The organism is Vibrio sp. 10N.261.45.E2 (assembly GCF_002875705.1).
Lineage (GTDB): Bacteria > Pseudomonadota > Gammaproteobacteria > Enterobacterales > Vibrionaceae > Vibrio.
Genome location: NZ_MCZZ01000159.1, coordinates 56,977 through 79,478 on the forward strand (window position 1 = coordinate 56,977; position 22,502 = coordinate 79,478).

22 protein-coding genes are annotated in these 22,502 nt (G+C 43.2%); 10 read left to right on the forward strand and 12 right to left on the reverse strand.

Annotated elements, in window-relative coordinates; translation table 11 throughout:
• Positions 1–296: 296 nt before the first annotated feature.
• From BCT34_RS21875 to BCT34_RS21885, 3 genes are all read left to right on the forward strand, one after another.
• Positions 297–506, forward strand: a complete 210-nt coding sequence (locus BCT34_RS21875) for a cold-shock protein (protein ID WP_004737278.1) — start codon at positions 297–299, stop codon at positions 504–506.
• 117 nt (positions 507–623) lie between these two features.
• A complete protein-coding gene (locus tag BCT34_RS21880) occupies positions 624–1,163 on the forward strand; it encodes a YaeQ family protein (RefSeq protein ID WP_076650801.1) in 540 nt (179 codons plus the stop codon).
• Positions 1,156–1,755: a hypothetical protein gene (locus tag BCT34_RS21885; protein WP_076650802.1), complete on the forward strand. Its 600-nt coding sequence runs from the start codon at positions 1,156–1,158 to the stop codon at positions 1,753–1,755. The genes BCT34_RS21880 and BCT34_RS21885 overlap by 8 nt, the downstream gene beginning before the upstream one ends.
• A gap of 411 nt (positions 1,756–2,166) precedes the next feature.
• On the opposite strand, the gene folE is transcribed toward BCT34_RS21885, so the two are convergent.
• On the reverse strand, positions 2,167–2,820 hold the full coding sequence (folE, locus tag BCT34_RS21890) for a GTP cyclohydrolase I FolE (RefSeq protein ID WP_004737232.1): 654 nt from the start codon (positions 2,818–2,820) through the stop codon (positions 2,167–2,169).
• A gap of 215 nt (positions 2,821–3,035) precedes the next feature.
• On the opposite strand from folE, the gene moeA reads away from it, so the two are divergent.
• The 7 genes from moeA (at position 3,036) to BCT34_RS21925 (ending at position 12,224) form a co-directional block, all read left to right on the forward strand.
• Positions 3,036–4,271 carry a molybdopterin molybdotransferase MoeA gene (gene moeA, locus BCT34_RS21895; RefSeq protein ID WP_076650803.1) on the forward strand — a complete coding sequence of 412 codons (1,236 nt, stop codon included), beginning with the start codon at positions 3,036–3,038 and terminating at the stop codon, positions 4,269–4,271.
• Between the two features lie 12 nt (positions 4,272–4,283).
• Positions 4,284–5,033, forward strand: coding sequence for a molybdopterin-synthase adenylyltransferase MoeB (gene moeB, locus BCT34_RS21900; protein WP_076650804.1), 750 nt, complete (start codon positions 4,284–4,286; stop codon positions 5,031–5,033).
• A gap of 255 nt (positions 5,034–5,288) precedes the next feature.
• Positions 5,289–7,424, forward strand: a complete 2,136-nt coding sequence (locus BCT34_RS21905; protein ID WP_076650805.1) for an LruC domain-containing protein — start codon at positions 5,289–5,291, stop codon at positions 7,422–7,424.
• 11 nt (positions 7,425–7,435) lie between these two features.
• Positions 7,436–8,059 (forward strand): hypothetical protein, encoded by a 624-nt coding sequence (locus BCT34_RS21910; protein ID WP_076650806.1) that lies wholly within the window; start codon positions 7,436–7,438, stop codon positions 8,057–8,059.
• A 207-nt stretch (positions 8,060–8,266) separates the two neighbouring features.
• Entirely contained in the window at positions 8,267–8,581 is a 315-nt protein-coding gene (locus tag BCT34_RS21915; RefSeq protein WP_076650807.1) for a hypothetical protein, read from the forward strand.
• Positions 8,582–8,687: 106 nt separating this feature from the next.
• A complete protein-coding gene (locus tag BCT34_RS21920; protein WP_076650808.1) occupies positions 8,688–9,536 on the forward strand; it encodes a sulfurtransferase in 849 nt (282 codons plus the stop codon).
• Between the two features lie 384 nt (positions 9,537–9,920).
• Positions 9,921–12,224: an EAL domain-containing protein gene (locus BCT34_RS21925; RefSeq protein ID WP_076650809.1), complete on the forward strand. Its 2,304-nt coding sequence runs from the start codon at positions 9,921–9,923 to the stop codon at positions 12,222–12,224.
• A gap of 135 nt (positions 12,225–12,359) precedes the next feature.
• Here the strand turns inward: BCT34_RS21925 and BCT34_RS21930 are convergent, their stop codons facing one another.
• From BCT34_RS21930 to BCT34_RS21980, 11 genes are read right to left on the reverse strand one after another with little or no spacing between them, the layout of a single operon-like run.
• Positions 12,360–12,926 (reverse strand): OmpA family protein, encoded by a 567-nt coding sequence (locus BCT34_RS21930; protein ID WP_017077523.1) that lies wholly within the window; start codon positions 12,924–12,926, stop codon positions 12,360–12,362.
• Position 12,927: 1 nt separating this feature from the next.
• On the reverse strand, positions 12,928–14,244 hold the full coding sequence (locus tag BCT34_RS21935) for a VWA domain-containing protein (RefSeq protein ID WP_131828346.1): 1,317 nt from the start codon (positions 14,242–14,244) through the stop codon (positions 12,928–12,930).
• A 1-nt stretch (position 14,245) separates the two neighbouring features.
• Positions 14,246–14,830 (reverse strand): tight adherence pilus pseudopilin TadF, encoded by a 585-nt coding sequence (gene tadF / locus BCT34_RS21940; protein ID WP_076650810.1) that lies wholly within the window; start codon positions 14,828–14,830, stop codon positions 14,246–14,248.
• Complete coding sequence (locus BCT34_RS21945; protein ID WP_076650811.1) at positions 14,820–15,356, reverse strand: TadE family protein; 537 nt, start codon at positions 15,354–15,356, stop codon at positions 14,820–14,822. The genes tadF and BCT34_RS21945 overlap by 11 nt, the downstream gene beginning before the upstream one ends.
• Entirely contained in the window at positions 15,353–16,483 is a 1,131-nt protein-coding gene (locus BCT34_RS21950) for a CDC27 family protein (RefSeq protein ID WP_083702740.1), read from the reverse strand. Before BCT34_RS21950 ends, BCT34_RS21945 begins: the two co-directional genes overlap by 4 nt.
• Positions 16,480–17,346, reverse strand: a complete 867-nt coding sequence (locus BCT34_RS21955) for a type II secretion system F family protein (protein ID WP_076650812.1) — start codon at positions 17,344–17,346, stop codon at positions 16,480–16,482. The genes BCT34_RS21950 and BCT34_RS21955 overlap by 4 nt, the downstream gene beginning before the upstream one ends.
• The gene (locus BCT34_RS21960; protein ID WP_076650813.1) at positions 17,346–18,260 is read right to left on the reverse strand and encodes a type II secretion system F family protein; all 915 of its coding nucleotides are present in this window, start codon (positions 18,258–18,260) and stop codon (positions 17,346–17,348) included. Before BCT34_RS21960 ends, BCT34_RS21955 begins: the two co-directional genes overlap by 1 nt.
• A complete protein-coding gene (locus BCT34_RS21965; protein WP_048659968.1) occupies positions 18,257–19,522 on the reverse strand; it encodes a CpaF family protein in 1,266 nt (421 codons plus the stop codon). The genes BCT34_RS21960 and BCT34_RS21965 overlap by 4 nt, the downstream gene beginning before the upstream one ends.
• Positions 19,519–20,712, reverse strand: a complete 1,194-nt coding sequence (locus BCT34_RS21970) for an AAA family ATPase (protein ID WP_076650814.1) — start codon at positions 20,710–20,712, stop codon at positions 19,519–19,521. The genes BCT34_RS21965 and BCT34_RS21970 overlap by 4 nt, the downstream gene beginning before the upstream one ends.
• Before the next feature lie 2 nt (positions 20,713–20,714).
• Complete coding sequence (locus BCT34_RS21975) at positions 20,715–21,176, reverse strand: ATPase (RefSeq protein WP_076650815.1); 462 nt, start codon at positions 21,174–21,176, stop codon at positions 20,715–20,717.
• Positions 21,176–22,501: a pilus assembly protein N-terminal domain-containing protein gene (locus tag BCT34_RS21980; protein WP_076650816.1), complete on the reverse strand. Its 1,326-nt coding sequence runs from the start codon at positions 22,499–22,501 to the stop codon at positions 21,176–21,178. The genes BCT34_RS21975 and BCT34_RS21980 overlap by 1 nt, the downstream gene beginning before the upstream one ends.
• Position 22,502 lies beyond the last annotated feature (1 nt).

The window sequence follows — 22,502 nt, forward strand, 5'->3', positions numbered from 1 at the left end:
TCGACCACCTTTTTCACAAAAACGACAACAAATCACCATACAACTGTAACTCCATGATATTTAAGGAATGCAAAGTTTGACTACCCCCAAGTTTCTGCAACCTTTCACTATGGATTCGATTGACTATCCCCCGATTTGATTTAGACTCCATTTCGGCTAGAAAGAAAGTTCTTTGTATATAAACATTTCGTTGGATTACTAGTAACCCCGTTGTGTTGTACGCAATAGCAATAAACTTTTCCACGCTATCAGTGCCACAATTGGCTCAATAAAAAATTTAATCTTAGGATATCATCATGTCTAACACAGTTACTGGTACAGTAAAATGGTTCAACGAAACTAAAGGCTTCGGCTTCATTCAACAAGAAAACGGTCCAGACGTATTCGCACACTTCTCTGCAATCACTGGCGAAGGTTTCAAAACTCTTGCTGAAGGCCAAAAAGTTGAGTTCGTAGTATCTCAAGGTCAAAAAGGCCCACAAGCTGACAGCATCAAAGTACTTTAATTTAGTATTTTAAAGCTTTCTAAAAATAGCCAGCCTCTGCTGGCTATTTTTTTACCCGCTATTCAGAGATTTAAGGTAATATCCCCCTTCACTATTTCTACCTAAGACACCCTCTCAATGGCTCTTAAACCGACAATCTATAAGTTTCGTATCTCTTTAACTGATATGAATCGCGACTATTACGACTCTTTTAATCTAACGGTTGCACAACACCCTTCTGAAACAGAACAGCGAATGATGGCCCGAATCATGGCTTTCTGTATCAATGCCTCTCCTGAACTTGAGTTCACTAAAGGGTTGTCCAGCATTGAAGAACCTGATTTATGGCAGAAGTCGTTAGATGATCAAATCCTAGAATGGGTTGATGTCGGCGAACCCGATCCAGAGCGTGTTAAGAAGGCAACTCGCCTATCTAAATCAGTGCGTATATTCAGCTTCAACACCAAATCAAACGTGTGGTGGGAGCAGAACAAAGGTAAATTCGGTTACCTGAAAGCTCAGATCGTTCGTCTAGACAACGATGGTATTGAGCAGCTTGCAGCGATGACACAACGCACGATGGATCTTTCAGTGATGCTGACTGGCAACTCTGCTTTCGTTAACAGTGATACTCAATCGGCTGAAGTAACGTGGGAAGAGCTACAGAGTAATGACTGAGCTTCCAACTAGTGAACAGCAGAAACTTAAAGCAAATCAGCAAGCCAAAACCAAGCTGCACTCTTGTTTGAAAGAGTCTGGTTTAGACTCAGTAGCCGCGATTGCGACAGGTTTCGAGAAAGAGCTAACGTCTTTTATCAACGAAAACCACGCTCTGTTTAAACACGCTTGTGAGAATAAGCCGGACAACTCTGCACGTCAGACGTTGCTTGGTCTGTTAACCAAGGTACATATCGATGCAAGCTATCGCTTTGAAAGCAATAAAGAAGCGAATGAGGCGATGCAAAATGTATTCGATAATACAGTGGGCACAGAGAACAGCGACAAGTTTCAAAACTCTAACGCTCAACAATTAAAATTAGTAACTCATTTGTGGTTGTTCATTCAAGGGCGACTCGGTATGGATTACAGCCTAGCCAATGATCATGCTGCAGTTGCTGCTACGCTATTGTCTCGCGTATCGAGAAGCAGTGATGACGAGATTCGCGTAGAGTTCATGGCGAGTTTTTACGATGGTTTGAACATCTATCAAGCCGAGAACAAACCATCCGGTATTGTTCACCGCTTAAAGCGTTTGTTTAACCTATCGTAAGCATTCCACCAGCAGCTTTATCCAAGTTTGCGCTTTACACTCTGTAGAGCGCATCTATTTTCCGTTCCAATCAAACAACCCCCTAGAAAAAACAGATTCCCTATTTCGTTCGTTCCTCACTCTTGGGAATGACGAATATGACTAAGTCGCTCACTCTGCAAGCTCGGCAGCGCGTGCTTCTAAAAGGCTGACAATTGAATACAAACTGAACCTCCACCCTCGTATTTTCCCTTATGAGCAAACCGATCTTCTCCGTCATCCCCGAGAAGGAGGAACGACTGAATCGGGGATCTACTATCAAAGCACACGAAGCTCATATCACAGACGTAAAAAAGCCCCGCTGAGTGCGAGGCTTAGAATCGAGTTGCCGATTTACTGAGGCTAAATCGTATTTATCAAATCACGAGGCGATTAACGTAGGCCGTGTAAAAATTCGTGACGAGTGGCTGGGTTAGATTTGAAAATACCGCCCAGTGCTGTGGTGGTTGTTTCACTAGTTGCATCCATCACACCACGTGATTTCACACAGTAGTGAACCGCATCCATGGTTACTGCAACGTCTTCTGTTTCAAGCAATGTTTGCAAAGCGACAAGGATCTGCTGAGTCATACGTTCTTGAACTTGTGGACGCTGCGCAAAGAAGCGCACGATACGGTTGATCTTAGACAGACCAATAATTTTACCACGAGGTATGTAAGCGACAGCAGTCTTACCATCAATCGTTACCAAGTGGTGCTCACAAGTACTGGTCACGGTAATGTCTTTTACTCGTACCATTTCGCGAACGCCCATCTTGTTTTCAATTACGGTAATTTTAGGAAAATTAGCGTAATCCAAACCAGAGAAAATCTCATCCACATACATTTTGGCAATGCGGTGCGGTGTTTCTTCCAGACTATCGTCCGTAAGATCAAGTTCGAGTAGAGTGAGAATCTCACGCATATGGTGTTCGATTCGTTCCTTTTTCTCTTCTCGGCTAACCTGGTTAGGACTCATTGGTGTCTCTAAACCACGGCTTGCTAGCGCATCTTTAACCAACTTCGCTGATTCGCTAAGACCTGACATTGAACTTCCTCTTATATTACCCCTTCTGGATGGCAAACAAGGATACTCGGAATTTTGAATAAATACACCCATATTTTAAGGGAGGTCATTATTTACGGGGGCTAAACTGTGCTAGAGTGGCTGCAATTTCGTTGGCTAATCAGGTGTTCTGATCACTTTTCAACCACCATTGCTAACCACAAAATCAAAACAATAACGATCAAAGGATTTCAATTATGGGCTGTTGCGATGCTCCGGGCTTAATGCCAATTGAAGAAGCACTAGATAAGCTGCTGTCACCAATCAAACCAATCCAAACAACCTTATCTCTGCCACTGGCGGATGCATTGGGCTACGTTCTTGCTGAAGACATACTCTCCCCTATTTTTGTACCTCCTTTTGATAACTCAGCAATGGATGGTTACGCGCTGCGTTTAGCGGACCTAGAAAACGGTAAAGTACTGCCATTGGCGGGCAAATCTTTTGCGGGTCAACCGTTTGAAGGCGAATGGCCAAGCAATACCTGTATTCGCATTATGACAGGCGCTAAAATCCCAGAAGGGTGCGATGCGGTCATCATGCAAGAAAATACTCGCGAAACCGATGCGGGCATTGAAATTCAGCAAGACGATATCAAACTGAACAATAACATTCGCCCTACGGGTGATGACATCAAGCAAGGTGATATCGTTCTGAGCCGTGGTGAGCGTTTAACGCCTCGCGATATTCCAATGATTGCCTCGCTGGGTGTCAGCCATGTGACTGTTGCACACAAGCCTAAAGTCGCTTTCTTCTCTACGGGCGACGAACTCAAGCCTTTAGGTCAGCCTCTTGAAGATGGTCAGATCTACGACAGTAACCGCTACGGTATTAAACCGCTGATTGAAGCTTTTGGTTGTGAAGCGATTGACCTAGGCATTATTCCTGATTGTCCTGCAACGCTAAAAGAGACCTTTGTAAAAGCACAAGAATTGGCAGACGTTGTCGTGACTTCCGGTGGCGTAAGTGTTGGCGAAGCCGATTACACAAAAGACATTCTTGAAGAACTTGGGCAGATCGGCTTCTGGAAACTCGCTATCAAACCGGGTAAACCGTTCGCGTTTGGTGAATTGGATAATGCATGGTTCTGTGGCCTACCAGGTAACCCAGTATCAGCAATGATGACAATGTACGTGTTGGTTCAGCCTATGCTGGCTAAATTGGCTGGTCACACAGCGTGGACAGCGCCAGAATCAATTCCGGCTATCACTAAGTCTGCATTCAAAAAAGGCCCAGGCCGAACTGATTACCAACGTGGAATTTACTCGATTGAAAACGGTCAATTTGTAGTAGAAACAACAGGTAACCAAAGCTCCGGTGCTTTCCGCTCAATGAGCCTAGCAAACTGCTTTGTGGTACTTGAGCGCGAACGTGGTCGTGTTGAAGTCGGTGAAACGGTTCAAATTCAACTGTTTAACTCGACGCTTTACTAACGAGGCTTGCTGATGGAAATTATTTCTGATGCAGAGATGCTTCGCTATAACCGCCAGATCATTCTTAAACAGTTTGATTTTGAAGGCCAAGAAGCACTGAAACAGAGCTCAATCTTAGTGTTAGGTGCAGGTGGCTTAGGCTGTGCTTCTGCTCAATACCTAGCGACAGCAGGCATTGGTATGCTGACATTGATCGATGATGATATTGTCGAGCTTTCAAACCTGCAGCGACAAGTCCTTCACACCGATGCTGATATTGGTAAGAAGAAAGTCGATTCAGCCGCAGAGTCTTTGCAAGTATTGAATCCTCATCTGACGATTGAAACTTTCGATCATAGGCTTGATGACCAAACACTTGGGAAGTTAATTGAAGCACACTCACTTGTTCTTGATGCCAGCGATAACGTGGAAACGCGTAATCAGCTTAACCGCTTATGCTACGCATCAAAAACGCCACTGGTTTCTGGTGCTGCGATTCGCATGGAAGGTCAGATTAGTGTGTTCACATACCAAGATGAAAACGCTCCTTGCTACCAGTGCTTAAGTGCTCTGTTCGGCAACGCAACACTTAGCTGTGTCGAAGCTGGCGTTATGGCTCCGGTTGTCGGTATGGTGGGCGCCGCTCAAGCTTTAGAAGCTATCAAGGTTATTGCTAAGTTTGGACAACCAAAGCAAGGCAAGCTTTTGATTCTCGATGCTATGTCACACAGTTGGCGAGAAATGAATTTAATGAAGATGCCGAGTTGTTCTGTGTGCGGATAGACTGAATCACAGCTCACCATCTCGAAAATCTAAGCCTTGACTCAAAGTCAGGGCTTTTTTATATCTCGACACCAGTATTTCAAATCACTTTATCAATTTGAGATACTCCATGAGAGATAAGTTTCATTTGAATTCTCATTTTGAGAACTAAATAAAAAAACCAATGCCCGAAATTAAAATCATTAAAAATCAATAATTTAAAAATGGCACGTAACTTGTAAAAGAATACATACCTTCCATCACAAGGATGTAGATATGAGAATTACAACGTTAAGTTTGCTATTAAGTGCGCCGCTAGTCGCTAATGCAGCCCCATTTGATACCTGCCCAAGTCAGGCTTATTTGTTTCAGTCAAAACCTGTTGAAGTTTGGGGCGTAAACCTGGTAACAGGCTCGACAACCCTACTAGAAGACGACACAGGTATGGATGCCAACATCAACGGTGTCGGTTTTGATTTCGAAGACAGATACATTTACGGGTACGACACCACTAACAAACGCTTAGTACGCCTTGGTCAAGACTTCCAAGCGGAAGTCATCAATACCAGTGGATTACCAACCGATCACACCTTTTATGTAGGCGACGTCTATGACCACGTTTACTACCTTTATCGCACAGGCAAAGGCTTATTCACTGTCGACCTCTCCCCTCTAGATAGCGATCCGAATGCGACCGTTACGGTTAACAAAATAGCGGGAAGCCCAGCGACAATAAAACTGACTGATTTTGCCTTCCACCCAAGTGATGGCTCTTTATACGGCATCGATAACAATTCTGGCGGTTTATACAGCATCAACCCAACCACAGGTGCAGAAACTTACATCGGTGATACCGGAGAGACTGGTACATTCGGCGCAGGTTATTTCGATGTAAACGGCTACTACTACGTATCTCGAAACCAAGACGGTAAGATCTACCGTATCAACCTATCCCCAGATAACGCTGCCAATATCGCTGCTGGTATCGTTCCTGCTGTAGAGTTCGTATCAAATGGTCCAGCTTCTGGTCAAAATGATGGTGCTCGTTGTGCGAATGCACCTGTGGTTGATGAAGATTCCAACATCGACTTCGGTGATGCACCAGACAGTTACCTAACGCTACTGGCAAGTAACGGTCCTCGACATGAACTGGATGGCGTAACTTGGTTAGGTACAAATGCACCGGATGCCGACCTCGATGGCTACGTAACTCCGCAATCTGATGAGAGTGTTGGCATTGATGATGAGTGGGCAAACGGTGGTATCGGTTTTGTAACCGCACTTGAAGCCGGGCTTGATTCAAAAGTGGTGATTGAAGCTTCAACAACCGGTTACCTGTCAGCTTGGATAGACTGGAACCAAGATGGCAGCTTCGATGGCGCCAACGAGCAAGTGTTTACAGATTATCTGTTAGATGCAGGGGAAAACGAACTGTTTCTTAATGTTGACATCAACGCACTAACCGGTACTACGTGGGCTCGATTTAGATTCAGTCAACAAACCAACCTAAGTTACTTTGGCGGTTCTACCTCTGGTGAGGTGGTCGATGTTCAAGTGGATGTTCTTAACGATGGTGCCACGGCTCGTTACTTCCCAAGCGCATCTGGCTACGCCACGCTCGCATACGAAGATAACTGGCCATACAAAGCCGACTACGACATGAATGACGCTGTTCTTATGTATCGCATTACCGAGATACTTAAAGATGGAAAAGTCGTGAAATCCACTATCGACGGGCGCTTAGCAGCTGTCGGAGCATCGTACAGAAATGGTTTTGCTGTTCGACTTCCTAACTTAGACCCGAGCTTAGTGAGTAATGGTAACTCTTACATGAAACACAATGGTGTATTCACTGACCTCGATTTGGAAGATGGACGTAGTGAAGCCATATTTGTCATCGCCAATGACCTGACAGAAAAAATCAGTACTGGCTGTACCTTCTACCGCACTAGTAATGGATGTAAAGAGGATGAGCAGTTCTCATTCCAAATCGGTATTAGCTTAGCTGGCGACGGTGTAAGTACTGACAGTTGGACCGATATGCCTTACGACCCGTTCATTTTCGCAACGCCTGGCTATTATCACGGTGAAAACCTACCTCTACATCCAGGACGCAGCTGGGAGGTTCACTTACCTGACCAAGCTCCAACCGAAGCGTTTGATACCGCTAACCTCTTTGAATCTGGATTAGGCGTTGATGACAGTGACCCATCAACAGGTAAATACTTCAAAACAGCAGAAAACCACCCTTGGGCTCTAATCGTGACTTCTGATGACGAATGGGAGTGGCCTTTAGAGTATGTGGATGTTGTTACCGCTTACCCTGAGTTTAAACAATACGCAGAATCCGGCGGTGAAACGAACCAAACATGGTACCAATCGCCTGCAGACAACCAACGTTACGAACCGTAAGGAGAGACGTCATGACTATTCAAACTAAACAACATCGAGACAATCATTGCGCTGATTCAAGTCGCAATCTCTCTGAGGAAAAACGTATGTCTGCACAAAGCACTTGGAACATGAAGAAATCACTGGCCATTATTTTAGCTGCAGCACCATTGGTACTAGCCGGTTGCGGGGGAGGCGGTGGTGGCGGCAGCAGTGCATCGACTCCGTCGCCATCTACCCCCTCGACATCTGCAACGCCGTCGACTCCGGTAGCAGCAACACCATCTCCTTCGCCATCTCCAGCGACAAGCGCGGTAGCAGCGCAAAGCTACACGATGACTGATTTAGTGGTGCCAGACGGGTTTGACTACAGCTCTGTAGAACAGTTTGACCTGGATATTGATATCAGCAGCATCTCGACAGACCGCTCTTTTGTGACTGTTTATAGCCGTTTTAGTACAAGAGATGACTCAACCTTGAAGCCAGATTACTCAAGTAAAGTCATTGCAGGGCCACTAGACAATGGCGTCTTCGCCTCGAACTTTGCAGCACCTGTAAACCATGATGCACTCTTGATAGAGATCTGGTTCTACGACGGTCAACCTCCATTACAACAAGTGGTATCCAGCGGTGATTCTCAGATAGTCTGGCAGTAACCCGTTTAGCGGCACATAACTTGTCGTTAACGAGGTCTAAGACGAAACCGATTCAAAATTGATTAAATATAATTAGGAAGTGAGCAGAAATGCTCACTTTTTTGTTTTCCTCAATTAGCGTTTGTTTCCGTTTTCTTAGGCTGTAACATTTCACTTTATCGCCAATCTCACTTATATTTTCAATATAACCTTCAAAGACTTACTCTCATGAAACAGTTAAAAATAGGTCTATTTATATTGATGTGCGGTGTAGGGATATTATTAATCCTCACCTACTTCCCGCTAACATCCGAGACAGGACAACGCATTCAAGCCAAAGTGATTTCGAACACACTCACCCAATCCTTGGATGGACACAGACGCTATCTCACCGTTCAAACAAAAGATAATGAAGTATTTCGCGTCTCTATTGCTCCAACCACAGACTGCCCTATTGATTCTATGGTCGCGCTTGATACATTAAACAATCAAATAACCGGACAAAGCAGTTATCAGTTCATCCACTGTCGAGCCCCACAGTAGTCATCAATACAACAACGGTATTCGCTAAAACAATCATAATCGCCAAAACACTGTATTTGCTATAACAAAAAGAATCGCTAAAACAACGAGAATGGATATAACAATAATGAATCAGCCGCTTATCTCACCAGAACAACTTCAACAACGTTTACTAGAAAAAAACAACATCGTCATCCTTGACGCCAGTATCGAGTTCCAAATTCCAAGTGAGTCAGAAAAGATCAAAGGACAGATGATTCCTGGGGCTATTCGTTTTGATTACGACAAAGACTTTTGCAACAAGCACACCCTGCTTCCTCACATGTTCCCGTCTGAAAAGCACTTTAACACTCGCGCAAAAGAAATTGGCATCAATCAACACAGTACGATTGTGGTTTACGATAACTCAGGGACCTTTGCTTCCCCTCGTGCGTGGTGGATGTTTATGGCGATGGGGCACAACGACGTATACGTCTTAGATGGCGGCTTACCTGCATGGGTTGAAGCTGGCTACACGACAGACACATCGTACCGTGCTGAAGTAACACCAGGAAATTTCGAAGGTAACATTCAAGACAACTATTTTGTAAGTGCTCAAGAGATCGAAAGTTACTCTACTGACAAGAGCGCAAACATTATCGATGCTCGCTCTCAAGCTCGCTTCGATTCAGAAGTTCCTGAACCACGAGAAGGCTTACGCAGCGGGCATATTCCGAACTCCATTTGCCTACCATTCGCACAAGTCTTAAATGCAGGTAAATTGAAACCTCAAGAAGAGTTAATTGACATTTTCTCGACCCTAAACTTAACCCCCTCTCAACCTATGTTCTTTAGCTGTGGCTCTGGTGTGACGGCTTGCATCATTTTATTGGCCGCTAAACTGGCCGGATATTCAGGTGAAATGGGTGTTTATGATGGCTCATGGACTGAATGGGGCGCTAACGAGAAATTACCCATCGCTGTGACTAAAAAGTAATTCAACTTCGCTTACTGCCACTGTTAGAATATACTGCGCATGCATAAAGAGCTTACTCGTAGTGATGACTTAACGTCTCACACAGTAAGCTTTTTGCTTTGCGGTAATGCTACGTCGTTTGAAAACAAATCTGGATTTACTCGGTTGCTTTTTAATCTATAGCGATTTATTGACCATAAACCGTGATTAACCTTGGGTAAATCGTTATCAATGCGGTGAATAATAATATTTCACTCAAGAATCTCTGCTCGTAGTCGTTACACTATTTAATCATTGATACTGTCATCATTGATGTTTGTATCTTTCGTTACATGAATCACGCTGACGACCCAATAGTTTTTCACTTGCACTCTGTTAAAAGTAGTAACCAACAAAAGGCATCTCATGGCTCTATTTAAGAAAAATATCTGGTCGCTGTACGCGTTGATCGTACTACTGACCCTGATACTTTTCGCCGCGTTGGGCGTAACTAAATGGCAAGCCAACAGAGATGACTTCACCCAACAACAACATATTCAAGTCGAGCTTTTTTCTAGCTCTGTAAGCTCACTCTTGACCAGTCAAGAAGCACTGCTTGAAGTGGTTGGGCACCAACTCGCCCAGCAGTCTGACTTCACTCGTACTGCCTCCATTCAAATTCGACCAATACTGGATAAACTGCTAGATACTCACCCTGCGATTGCAGCGTTTGGCTTGTTGAACACCGACGGTGACTACCTCTCGATCAGCTCAAATCTCCAACTTGCGAATCAAAGGAACTTGCTGCAATACGCACCAACGAAAGACTCCTTTTTAGACGCCCTATCAAGCAGTAGCATGGTGCTTGGCCGTACCTATTTTCAAGAATCGTTGAATAGCTTGGTTATCCCGCTGAGAAAATCCATTTCGATCGATGGTAAGAAAATCGATGCAGTAATGACCGCAGGGCTACGGTTAGACGCCACGATCGTATTTGAAAATAATGCTCACGCCGGAAGTTTCAATACACTAAGCCTGATCAGAACAGACAGTTATCGCCAGTTTTATTCGAGTGATATCGAATCTGAGAGTGCGTATTCCTCTCCAGTAGGCAAAGATGCCCTACAACGTATTGCACGGATCTTTACCGACCACTTCGGAATCAGCGTGCAAGAGGCAATGAATAGGCAAGAAACCTACTCTTTTGTCGTCGACGATGAACAATACCACTCTTTAATGAGCGCAAAATACATCCCAAACTACAAATTATGGGTGATTGGACGTACGGATCTAACTCACGTCGATAGCATATTTATACAAGAGTTCAGCATTCTTTTCGTTGCCTTTATTTTTCTTCAATTTGGTTTCTACTTTTTGGTTAAGTCGATTGCCAAGAATGAACAGCGCACTCGTAGCCAACTCATTTATCAGGCTAACCATGATCCATTAACCTCTCTACCAAACCGCTTATACATGCGCCGAAACATTGGTAAATGGATTGAGGATGAGTCAGAGCAATTCTCGCTGTTGTTTATCGATATCGATAACTTTAAATGTGTCAATGATACCCACGGGCACGACTTCGGTGACAAGGTGCTCAAACAGATCGCATTGCGTTTGATGCGATTCCGCTCTCGACTCAGCTTATTGGTACGAGAATCCAGTGATGAGTTTTTGTTTTTAACGCCGATGACGAGTGAGACCGAGATTAAACGACTGGCGGAACGCCTTATCGAAGTTCTTTCCCAACCTTATGAGGTCGAAGATTCTCAGTTCTTGTTGGGCTGTAGCATCGGTATTGCGCGTTTCCCTGAACACGGAAAAGATCTCGATAGTCTGCTCCGCTCTGCCGACATTTCCATGTACAAAGCGAAGCAGCAGCAAAACTCGTACAGCATTTTCACCACAGCCATGCAAGACGCTCACCTCTACAAAATGAAAGTAGAACAACGGCTACGTATCGCCATCGAAAAGCAAACTCTGTTCATGGTATTTCAGCCACTGGTTCGTGCCAATGAAAGCATTCACGGTGTAGAAGCACTGGTTCGTTGGATTGATGACGAGCTAGGGTTTGTTCCACCCGATGTGTTTATACCGGTCGCGGAGAGCACTGGTTTGATGCAAAAACTCGGCACTTTTATTATTGAATCTAGCATTATGCAAATCGCCCACTTGCATCGAACAACGGAACAAAAGATCGGACTGTCGATCAACATATCAGTGCGTCAGTTTTCTCATCGATCCTTCTCTGAGCACTTGTTCACGACACTAGAAAAGTATCAACTCTCTCCTAACTGTTTAACGCTAGAAATTACGGAGAGCTTGTTCATTGAAGATGTGACTTTGGTGAAACCGACTTTTGAAGCCCTCAAAGAGAAGAATATAAAGATCTCTTTAGATGATTTCGGTACAGGCTATTCATCACTCAGCATGTTGAAAGTACTCCCTATCGACGAACTTAAGATCGATAAAAGCTTTATTGAGAACATTGCTATCGATCAGCAGTCACTAACTATGGTGCAAAACATCATCGCAATCGGTAAGAACTTCGGCATGGTGGTATTGGCAGAAGGCGTAGAATCAAACGAGCACTTCGCTATTCTCAAGGCATGTGGATGTGACTTGATGCAAGGCTATTACTTCTCTCGCCCTATTCCTTACGATGAGCTGTGTGAGGATCTAGCACCAATTCAGGTTGAGACAATAGAGCGACCAGAACCAACGGCATAACTGTCAGTTGATCCCATCAAGCTCGCGAATAACGCGATGAATCAAAAAAGGGAGCCCAAATGGGCTCCCTTTTTTATACACCGCTCAATATCGCAGCCCAAATAATAAAAACACAGACAATGAAAACAAAACCCATTACGACTTAACTGTTATCACAACTCGTCGATTGCAACCTGTTGCCTTGTTGTCCACAACCTTACAAATAGGTGCGCTTTCGCCATAAGCATATTCAACGATGCGACTTCCTTGGTGAAGATCTTTCTTCAAGTAGCTCGCCACTTGTCCGGCACGGCGAGATGACAGGGCTTTGTTGTAGCTTTTACTGCCTACACTATCTGCGTGACCTTCTATATAAATCTTGGACTTATCACTCACTAAGCTAAGGTACTGACCTAATACTTGCTTGTGGCTTTCATCCAATTGATACACATTAGTTGGGTAATTAAGCACCAGGGATTGCGTCGCTTTATCATAGAAACACACATCATCTTGAGCTCCAATTTGAATCACTTCACTCTCTCTATTGATCACCTCATTTTGAGGTTTCTCATTTAGCTCTACCAGCTTCCCAGTCACTTGTGTCGTAACAGTATGAGAAGACACCAACATTTTCGAAGTGACGTATTCGCCAACATCACCCAAGCAGTTTGCATAGCCCAATGGAGACATTAGCATCGTAGATAAAATCACTAGGTATCTCATGTTAATCCTTTAGTTTTCCGGTTTCTTCATTAATCAAATTCAAAATGTATTTGTATACATCTTCGCCATCTTTAGCGTGATAGATGTTCTTCTTACCAAAGCAATCTCCAAAGCCATCGGTTTCTGCCACTTTATAATTAATACCAATGACGCCCATCGTGACTTTCGTTTTCTCAGCTTCAGTTGGCGCATTACTTTGGAAGCGATTTTGTTTCGCTGAAATGGTTGATCGCAGCTTTTTACATAACCCCTGATCCACCAATTTCTGTAAATAAGTCTCGTCGTTGTCTCTACCATCAGATAATACAATAAACACTTGTTCAGGATTAAGGTTGGTCGCCTTATTGGCTTCTTGTGCCGCTGCAATGATCCCGTTCCAAGAAGAGGTGCCTCCACCAGCTTTCAACTGAGCGCTCATCAACTGAGCTCGAAAGTTGTCATAGTCTTCAGTCAGTGGAATATCATAAAACTTGTAGTCATCATCAAAATCATTGTTTCGCTTATAAAGTCTCTCTACTTCATATCGACTCATTCCATACGATGGTTCGATGATCTCATTATACAAGGTTGGTTTATCAAACATTCGTCTAACCGTTGTCGCAGGAGAGTTCCGAGCGTAGTCATAAACGTATTTCTTTCGCCATGAAGCACTATAGCCATAGGCGTTAACTCGTACAATCTTGTCTATTTTTTTAACATGAAGCGGGTTGTACCCGAGCAAGGCAACTCGGCTTTTTTCTTCCGTGTTAAACTCTTCAATATCATCGACGACTCGTTTAATGGTCTCTTTAACGACATCGAGCTTCATTTTGCCGTTCTTCCACGAGTAACCCATAGAACCACTAAAATCACCGATAAAGTAAACATCAACAGGCTGAGGCAGATACTTACGCGTGACTGCTCGCCCACTCACCGAAAATTCCGGTTTTAAGTTCATCTCTTCGTACGCGATCCAAGATGTATATTTAGCGGTAGCACTCACCACAAAGTCACTAAACGGAGCAAGTTCACCACTGGCTTGAACGCAGCCATCTTTGTACTCACACTTACTGGTGTACACCGCAACATCAACATCATCCGTGTTATCAACAACGTATCTATCGACCAAATAGCGAGCATACTTTACGTTCTTTTCTTCGTCCTCTTTAGGGCTCGCAATAAGTGCTAAACTGGCAACCTCTGCGGCTTCCAATAACCTTGTATGTGCTAGCATCTGTTGAGACATCTGCATCGAAAATGCCATGAAAATAACCATCATAGGCAATAGACCAACGAACAAAATACCGGCGACACCTTGGTTTTTCTTTATCGACTTCACCTTAAACCCTCGCAAATGAATAAGATGTACTTACAAGCCGAAAAACCTCTCCGTTGGCGATCCCAATCAAATTAGTTGGGATTTCATAACAAAGAGACACCTGATACATGGGTAATCGGCGGCCTCGCGATGTGATAGGAAGTATTTCTATCGCTTTTTCTTTGGTGATATCGCCCATGTCTGGAAAGTCACATCCGTGTATGCTCCCTTTGGTCAGAGTCTTTTGAACCCTTCGATAATTCACTTTCCCTCCGGATAAAGCCGTTTCTTCAAGTCTTATCTCGTCAATACGCATCCCAAATTTGTTTTTATCAAAGTTTGGAATCATTCGTTTCATCGAAGCAGAAGCAATCACAAACGCGTTGTGTTCTGTTTTTCGACAGTCACCCGCACAAATATCCATATTGGCATTAAACAATTGTTTTCGTTCAGCAAAGATGGTGGTCAATGAATAAGAAGCTCTGTCGAGTTGACCCTTTTTATTGATGGCTAGCATATGGTTCACGACAACAACAAAGATCCCTGACGCAAAGACCAAAACCATCGCCAACTCAACAGCAAATGCACCTTTTTGTTTAACTTGCACAACCCGCTCCCTGACCAATTTTGAATGAACATCTTTCATATTCTTGAATAGTGATAATTTCACGCTTAATAGGCATATCTGGGAACCATATCGATACAATCGGATCATAGGTGTATTCCAAAGCGTAAACAGCCAATGCCATGTCTTCCGGTTCATCTTTCCTATCTGGGCATTTATCAGCGGAAGCGTAAGTATCCGTGCATTTCAAAAATCCCTCGTAGTCTCGAAAATAGTTAACATGAATAACTACACTCCCCTCTTTGACTACGTTGCTCCACAAAGATCCGCCCGCTTTGTCCAACTCGTCTTTGATCATTTGGCCGTAGTTAATAGAGTTACTACTGCTCGAGTCGCCCGCTTTTTTTGTTCGCATCACCGCTGTCGTTAATGCGTGGTCAGTCATGCTCATTGAGAAGGTCAAAATACAGATTTCAACCCATCCAAAGACAATAGCCAGAAAGATCGGAATACCCATGGCAACTTCAACCGTCAACGACCCCCTTTGCTTTCGTTTAAACGATTTCATAGTCGGACATACCTTTTCTTGGTGTAATCAACAACGAATGCTCCCTTAATATCGATACTGTTTAAGAACGCTTTCGCTTCATCTAAGTCATTAAAATCACCAATGCAATAGCGCTTCCACAATCCATGTGTATACGAATAAACAGAGCCATAATTTGTTTTTAAGTAATTCAAGAAATCCGAAGGAATCGCCGTATACGTCGCTAACACTTGTACTCGATAAATAGGTTTTGCACCGGGTTTAAGTTTTCTTGGGTCAAGCACCGAGCCATCGACACTGTGTCTAGAAGCTTGAAAATCCCCAGTCGTATCCAATTTACTGACTCGCGATGTCGGTGCGACAAAGCCACCTGAATTAACTTGAGAACCAATAAGCTGTTGTTCCATTTCTATCGTTGACTGTGTCACGGCCTTCTTCCCTTTGCTTTTAGATATTGACCTCATTAATGCAGATAGCTGCTTGTGAGCCTGCTCATCACTATTCGAATGTTTTAGAACTTCCAACGCGATATCCGGTCGCTGAGATTTAACCGAAGATAGAATCAAGTTAGAACTCACTCTCTGATCATTCGGATTTGAAAGATAAAGGTCATATAAAATGTCTGTCGCGCCCAAATAATCAGACTGCATTATTTTAACAACAGCGATATTGTTACCAGCCTCTCTGTCTGAAGCGCCTTGTTTGCGACTTTCCTCGAAATGCTCAATTGCTTCAGAAAATCGTTTTTGCTGAGCTAGTATTTTTCCAGTTAGAAGTTGGTACTCATACTCAGCTCCGCCTTCATCTCTATACTTGTCTAACTCTTCTAATGCGCGCTCAAAGTTCTTTTTCTGATAGTAAATTCGAGCGCTGGTTAAAATATATTCTGGATCATCAAGGTCACTGTCACTGTAGGTATTCCTATATAGCTCAGCCGATTTAATATCTTTAAGGTCTAAATACAAATTAACAAGTTTGACTTTATATACAGGGTCGGATTGTATATTTGCCTTATAAAACTCAATGAGCTTCTGCGAATCCCCCGATCCAATAAGCAATTGCTCTTTAGTATCAAGTTGGTTATTAACGGCTGTACAACCAGAAACTAGAACCATAGCAATAACGACTAATACAAATTTTCTTATCACATCAACATCCTTAAAATACCTGGGGCCGCAATGAGAACAACAATCGGAACCATGATAAAAGCGATCAATGGAATAGACATTTTTGCCCCCATCTTTCCAATCCGTTCTTCCAAGTCCATCATGTTAAGTTCTCGAATATCCGTCGCTAACGTAGCCAGTACAGGGCCAACAGATGTGCCAAATTGAAGACTTTGCACCATGGTCATCACAAAGCTCTGCGATTCGCTGGTAGGTACAAGCTCATAAAACTCCTCTAATGCCTTCTCTAATCCTACTAAGCGCGACCGCTCCACAGTGACTCTGACAACATGGGCAAGATTGCTGTCTACCGAGTGAAGTTCCTTGGCCAGATACTCCAAACTGGATTCGATTGTCATGCCGGTGTGAACACATACATTCATAAGGTCGAGTAAAAAAGGCAACCTTGAACTGATGTGCTTAATATTGGCTTTACCTCGAGCCGACACATAGGAATCTGGCGCGATGACAAACGCCAACAAAGCCCCAAGAAGATATAACAGAGCGAATATCACCTCTGTTTCTCCGTTATAAAAGTCGAAGCCAATTAATATTAGGCAAATACTAAAAGGGATGATTTTTAATAAGTAATAGGCATCCGCGAGGAAATCACTATAAAAACCCGCTGCGACTAACTTTCGTTTTGTTTCGTCTTTATTGAAACTAATTCGAGATAAAAGAGCCTTGAATAAATCCGTTCTTTTTTGCTCTTCGCGTGTTGAGCCAATTATTTTACGAGTTTCTATATTTGCTCTCGTGTTATCCCAGAAACGCAAGCAATAGGTTGCTAACACCATCGATATAACAAATATCACGCCCCAAATTAAAACCGTTTCAAATCCCATTAATTGACACCTCGCAGGATCAGCCAAATGCAAAAGAAACCTAATAATTCACTCATTAGAACGTAATAAAAAATCGGCTGCCCTGCTTCCTCAAACATAACGAAGCTATAATTCTCCGGGCTAGTAAATTTTAGAATGATCAAGAATATAACTGGTAAACAAGCAATGATTTTTGCCGAAGCTCGCGCTTCAGAGGTCAATGCATTTTTCTTTTTCTCAACGGCTCTAGAGTCAAACATAAGTCGGTTAATCTTATTGATGACATCTTTGAGCTGACCGCCTCGAGCTAAGTTGATTCGTATCGTTGAGGCAAAGAAAAAGTACTCTAAGTAAGGAAACGTATTGCTGCTGCGTTCAAGCACGTCATCAGGGTCTTCACCAATAAGCAAACGCTCAGCCATGAACTTGAACTCGTTGCCTACTTCATTATCAAGCTGCTTACCTACATACTCGAACGCATGAATAATACTTTGGCCTGATGAGATGGCGCCGCTCAAGATATTCAAAGCATCCGGAAAGTTTGTTTTAAAACGATCCATCTGCCGTTGCTTTAGCTTGTTGTAAAAAACGAAGAACAAAATAGGCTCAACAATAATCAAGCAAACAACGTAATCCTGACGTAAGAAAAACTCGTTAATGGCATAAACCGCTGATGCCGACACACTAATAAATAGGATCAGCTTCAAAGACATATTGGGCTGGAAGACCTTTATTATCTTCTTGTAACTTTTCCTAAGCCTAGCTTTATAACTCTCTTCAAACTGCTGCGAATCGATAACCGAGCGAACGCCTTTTACCCCTTCGAATTCAGCTTCCATTTCAATCAAACTACTCAGCTTTTTGTCTTGGCGAGAGCGATAGATAACGAAGTAAACTAACAATGCACCCCATGACGCAATCAGGATTAAGGTCATGTAAAGATCTCCCTTACCGCTTGTTCTAAACCAAAGAATTTTGCGCGTTCATAAATGACAGAACGTGTGGATAAGCCGGGCGTTCGGAACTCACCTTCCATCTTGCCATCTTTGAAATTGGAACTAGCTTCGTAACGGAAAATGTCCTCCATCACCACGCTATCTCCTTCCATACCGATAATCTCAGAGATGTACATCACCTTACGGCTACCATCATGGAGACGCTTTACCTGAACGATAAGGTCGACTGCGCTGACGATAGTTCTGCGTATTGCCGATATCGGCAGGCTGGCAGTAGCCATCATCACCATACTTTCTGTACGAGCAATCGCATCTCGCGGTGTATTGGCGTGCAATGTGGACATCGACCCGTCGTGGCCCGTGTTCATCGCTTGAAGCATCTCGAAGGCCTCTCCACCACGACACTCACCAACAATGATTCTGTCAGGACGCATACGAAGGGCGTTAATCACAAGGTCTCGAGCGGTAATTTCTCCCGTCCCTTCTACACTTGCTTGTCGTGTTTCCAGTCTCACAATGTGAGGTTTTTGAAGCTGCAGTTCAGCTGCATCCTCAATAGTAACGATGCGCTCCGTTTCACCAATAAACCCAGACAGTGCATTGAGTAGCGTTGTTTTTCCTGAACCCGTACCGCCTGATATCAATATGTTGCATTTACAATGGCTCGCAATGGACAAAAGCTTAGCCATCTCAACTGACATAGCACCAAACTCTGCGAGGTTCTCAAGCTTAATTTTCTGCTCTTTGAACTTACGAATAGAGATAGAAGTTCCATCAATTGCAAGTGGAGGTATCACGATGTTAACACGGCTGCCATCCATCAAACGTGCATCACAAAGCGGCTTAGATTCATCGATACGACGCCCCACATTTGAAGCGATTCGCTTAGCAATAGTGTTGAGCTGTTTCTCGTTCACAAATTGAATCGGAGACTGTTCAACTTTGCCATTGATTTCAATGAATATATCCGATGGCCCGTTGATCATAATATCCGATATATCATCGTTATCGACTAAAGCCTGAAGTGGCCCTAAGCCTTTCAACTCATCGAGTAATGCTTTGACTAAGTCGACACGTTTCAATGAACTCACTTGCAACTGCTTCTTATCAATAAGAATATTGACCGAGTCTTTAAGCTGCTCTTCTAGCTCTTGATTGCTTATTTCAACAAGTGTCGCTGCGTCCAACGCATCGAAGATTTCATCCCGAAGTTGGATGTAGATTTCTTTTAATTGATTCATTTTCTAAACAAACTGAAGCGTGATTTGGTTTTAATTTTCTTGCCTGTTAACGTGGCAACCATGCTCAAAACGGCCGTCGATGACTTAGACTTAAGTAACTCATTAATCCCCTGCTGAACCACTATCTTTTCTAATGACGGCTCATACATAAAATCAATGCTATCTTTGGCTTTGATCCGCTCTTTCGCACTTGCAAGTGTCACCATGAAATCCTTCGCGGGCCTATTCAGGTTGAAAATAACCTGGTGTTCAGATTTGCCAATCTTCTTTTTCAACGAGTTATATGAACGCAATGAAGAGACCGAAGGTTCGCAAACAATAAAGATACGGTGATACTTATCTGATAACTCCTGATCGTGCATCTCTTCGTAGCAAGACAGCGGCGCTGAATCGATAATAAAGTTATATTGATCAATCAGTTGATTGGAAAGGTTGTACAACGTAGATGCATGATCAGAAAGACAAGCGACATTCTTCTCGAGAACCAAATAATCTAGCTTCTCTTTAACACCATGCACATAGGTTCTTGCTATCGCACTGTCGATATCGATCTGATTTAAATCAATGCTGTTGTGCTTGGCTTTCAAGCCCTTTACACCAATATAAATATCGCTGTTTAGCGCTCCGGAATCATGATCAACTAGCAGTGTCTTTAAATTCGCTTGCTCTGCTAAGGAGTGCGCTAAAACGGAACTTATGCAAGACACACCGATTCCACCTTTGGTTCCTAAAACCAATATACGTTTAGCAACGCGCGTTTTTTTTACAGCACTTTCTCCCTCTTGCGTCGTTTTAATTGCCGCAAGTAACGAATCAAGTTCTGAATCCCATAACACATAAGTCGCACCTAAAGCATGCACTTGATTACGCAGCTTTATAGAGTCGACGTCGCATAGGACGAGCAAAGATATATTCACGTCTAAACGAATCGAAATCTCGGAGACTTGTTCAATAACATTAGAAGCACTTCGAAGATCGAGCACAACATGGTTAAGCTTGATGTTTGACTGATTCCAAATACCATCTAAATCAATATCAGTGACTTCAAGCGGTTTTGGGAACCCTTCAATCGCATATAAATCATGGATCGATTCGGTTAAAGCTCTATCGTCTGAAACGATCAGATCGGTAGCCTCAACTGTCGACTTCATTTTCGAAGACGAAGTACGAAACAAGATATCCAAGTCCATAGTTATTTCGCCTTCTTAATTGGGTTAACCAAGCTGATGTTTCGGTTATGCTCAACACTACAACCAAATTGATAATCTTCTCGTTGCGAGAACACCATCACTCCACAATCACTGCTTTTAATTCGGACATATCGGCCTATGATCAGGATATTTTTCTCTTGGTCATTATCAGCAAGCTCCACTTTATATCGGTCTTTCGCGATAGATTCTGATTTGAATCTATCGCGTAACTTAGCGACAAACTCACTCGCATCAGGCTTATACTTAACGTAGAACGTAGCTTTCGGCTCTCTTGCATTGAGTTCTCGGATAAAGGCCACAGAGCGAGACATTGAATCTTCACCATTCGCCATATCAAATTCAAAACGCTCTTCTAATTGCTCTATTACACTAGAGTTGGATGTATCAACGTGGGTACAAGCAGAAGCAATAAAAGCGATTAAAGTAATAACGATCCATCTCATTAGTTGAACCCTCCTTGGTTTATCGTGTTTTCAAGCTCCGGCTCATCGAGTTCTGAGAGGTCAATTCTTAGAAGTCGTTCAAGATCACTTGTGCGTCTAAAACTTGGCAACTTGACTTGCTCTTGCTCAACGGGATCAACCAGATTTACGGTCGCAACTATGATCAATTCAGTTTTAGAGCGGTTTGTGGAAGTGTGACTAAATAGCGCACCTAAGATTGGGATATCTCCCAAAATTGGAATCTTGGTTAACGATTCACGCTCTTCTGATGTCAAAAGCCCAGCTAGTACAAAACTTTGACCGTCTTTTAAGTGAACCGTCGTTTGGGCTCGTCGTGTTCGCAAAGAAGGGACCGAGATTAGACCCGTCGTTGTTTTGTTCGATTCATCAATAGAGCTGACTTCAGGTATCAAAGTTAAGCGGATGTTTTCCGTGTCAGTAACCTTGGCTACCATGGCTAACTTAACGCCGTATTCTTTGTAAGAAATAGTAATTCCGTCTTCGTCTCGTACCGCAATTGGGATCTCACCACCCGCAAGAAAACTGGCCTGCTCACCCGATATAACAGATAGGTTTGGCTCTGCCAATACACGACCGATTTTGTCATCACCACTTGCAGAGATAACAGAAACAATGTCTTGAGCCGTAAAATCAAGGAGCTTATTAACAAAAGTACCTGGCTCTCCACTATCACTGTATGTCACACCCAGTTCGGTTAGAAAAGAACTCGAAACTTCTGCAACCGTTAGCTTTACATTTATCTGTTCAGTGGTGAGAACTTTTAAATTGTTAATGACTTGGTCGTAGTTGTATTGTGCCGTGTACTCCAGCTCATCTAAAGCCTCACCGTCGGCATCCTTTAATTCATAAGCAGCGCGGCGACGATCTTTCTTCAGCATTTCCCCGACGAGTCGATTAATCTTTTGTTTGATCTCTTCACTACCGACAATACCATCCAACACGACTTGGTCTCCAACATTGGAAACCACAACGTTTTCATCAGGAAATCTAGCGATTAACGTTTGCTTCAATAGTCGCAAGCTTTGATTAACGACCAATTCAGCATTGTAAATTTCGTTTCCACCGCGATCATAAACAATCACGGAAGTCGTGCCCTGGCCAACACCGTAAACCACAACCTTGTTTTCATCGATAATTTTGTAGTCAGCTATTTCTTGATTCGCAACAAATACTGTTGATATCTGTCGCTTCAAATTAATCGTTCTCGCAGCGCCTTGATCCAAGTTCATTAATTCTGATGCGAGTAATGGGCATGAAAGAATCCCGCACAATAGCAAGGCTATATTTTTGTTCTTTAAAGTCATG

What these genes read in the sequence shown, in the direction of transcription:
- BCT34_RS21875 (WP_004737278.1), top strand. Translation starts at nt 297, where the DNA reads ATGTCTAACACAGTTACTGGTACAGTAAAATGGTTCAACGAAACTAAA.
- BCT34_RS21880 (WP_076650801.1), top strand. Translation starts at nt 624, where the DNA reads ATGGCTCTTAAACCGACAATCTATAAGTTTCGTATCTCTTTAACTGAT.
- BCT34_RS21885 (WP_076650802.1), top strand. Translation starts at nt 1,156, where the DNA reads ATGACTGAGCTTCCAACTAGTGAACAGCAGAAACTTAAAGCAAATCAG.
- folE (WP_004737232.1), bottom strand. Translation starts at nt 2,820, where the DNA reads ATGTCAGGTCTTAGCGAATCAGCGAAGTTGGTTAAAGATGCGCTAGCA.
- moeA (WP_076650803.1), top strand. Translation starts at nt 3,036, where the DNA reads ATGGGCTGTTGCGATGCTCCGGGCTTAATGCCAATTGAAGAAGCACTA.
- moeB (WP_076650804.1), top strand. Translation starts at nt 4,284, where the DNA reads ATGGAAATTATTTCTGATGCAGAGATGCTTCGCTATAACCGCCAGATC.
- BCT34_RS21905 (WP_076650805.1), top strand. Translation starts at nt 5,289, where the DNA reads ATGAGAATTACAACGTTAAGTTTGCTATTAAGTGCGCCGCTAGTCGCT.
- BCT34_RS21910 (WP_076650806.1), top strand. Translation starts at nt 7,436, where the DNA reads ATGACTATTCAAACTAAACAACATCGAGACAATCATTGCGCTGATTCA.
- BCT34_RS21915 (WP_076650807.1), top strand. Translation starts at nt 8,267, where the DNA reads ATGAAACAGTTAAAAATAGGTCTATTTATATTGATGTGCGGTGTAGGG.
- BCT34_RS21920 (WP_076650808.1), top strand. Translation starts at nt 8,688, where the DNA reads ATGAATCAGCCGCTTATCTCACCAGAACAACTTCAACAACGTTTACTA.
- BCT34_RS21925 (WP_076650809.1), top strand. Translation starts at nt 9,921, where the DNA reads ATGGCTCTATTTAAGAAAAATATCTGGTCGCTGTACGCGTTGATCGTA.
- BCT34_RS21930 (WP_017077523.1), bottom strand. Translation starts at nt 12,926, where the DNA reads ATGAGATACCTAGTGATTTTATCTACGATGCTAATGTCTCCATTGGGC.
- BCT34_RS21945 (WP_076650811.1), bottom strand. Translation starts at nt 15,356, where the DNA reads ATGAAATCGTTTAAACGAAAGCAAAGGGGGTCGTTGACGGTTGAAGTT.
- BCT34_RS21955 (WP_076650812.1), bottom strand. Translation starts at nt 17,346, where the DNA reads ATGGGATTTGAAACGGTTTTAATTTGGGGCGTGATATTTGTTATATCG.
- BCT34_RS21960 (WP_076650813.1), bottom strand. Translation starts at nt 18,260, where the DNA reads ATGACCTTAATCCTGATTGCGTCATGGGGTGCATTGTTAGTTTACTTC.
- BCT34_RS21965 (WP_048659968.1), bottom strand. Translation starts at nt 19,522, where the DNA reads ATGAATCAATTAAAAGAAATCTACATCCAACTTCGGGATGAAATCTTC.
- BCT34_RS21970 (WP_076650814.1), bottom strand. Translation starts at nt 20,712, where the DNA reads ATGGACTTGGATATCTTGTTTCGTACTTCGTCTTCGAAAATGAAGTCG.
- BCT34_RS21975 (WP_076650815.1), bottom strand. Translation starts at nt 21,176, where the DNA reads ATGAGATGGATCGTTATTACTTTAATCGCTTTTATTGCTTCTGCTTGT.
- BCT34_RS21980 (WP_076650816.1), bottom strand. Translation starts at nt 22,501, where the DNA reads ATGACTTTAAAGAACAAAAATATAGCCTTGCTATTGTGCGGGATTCTT.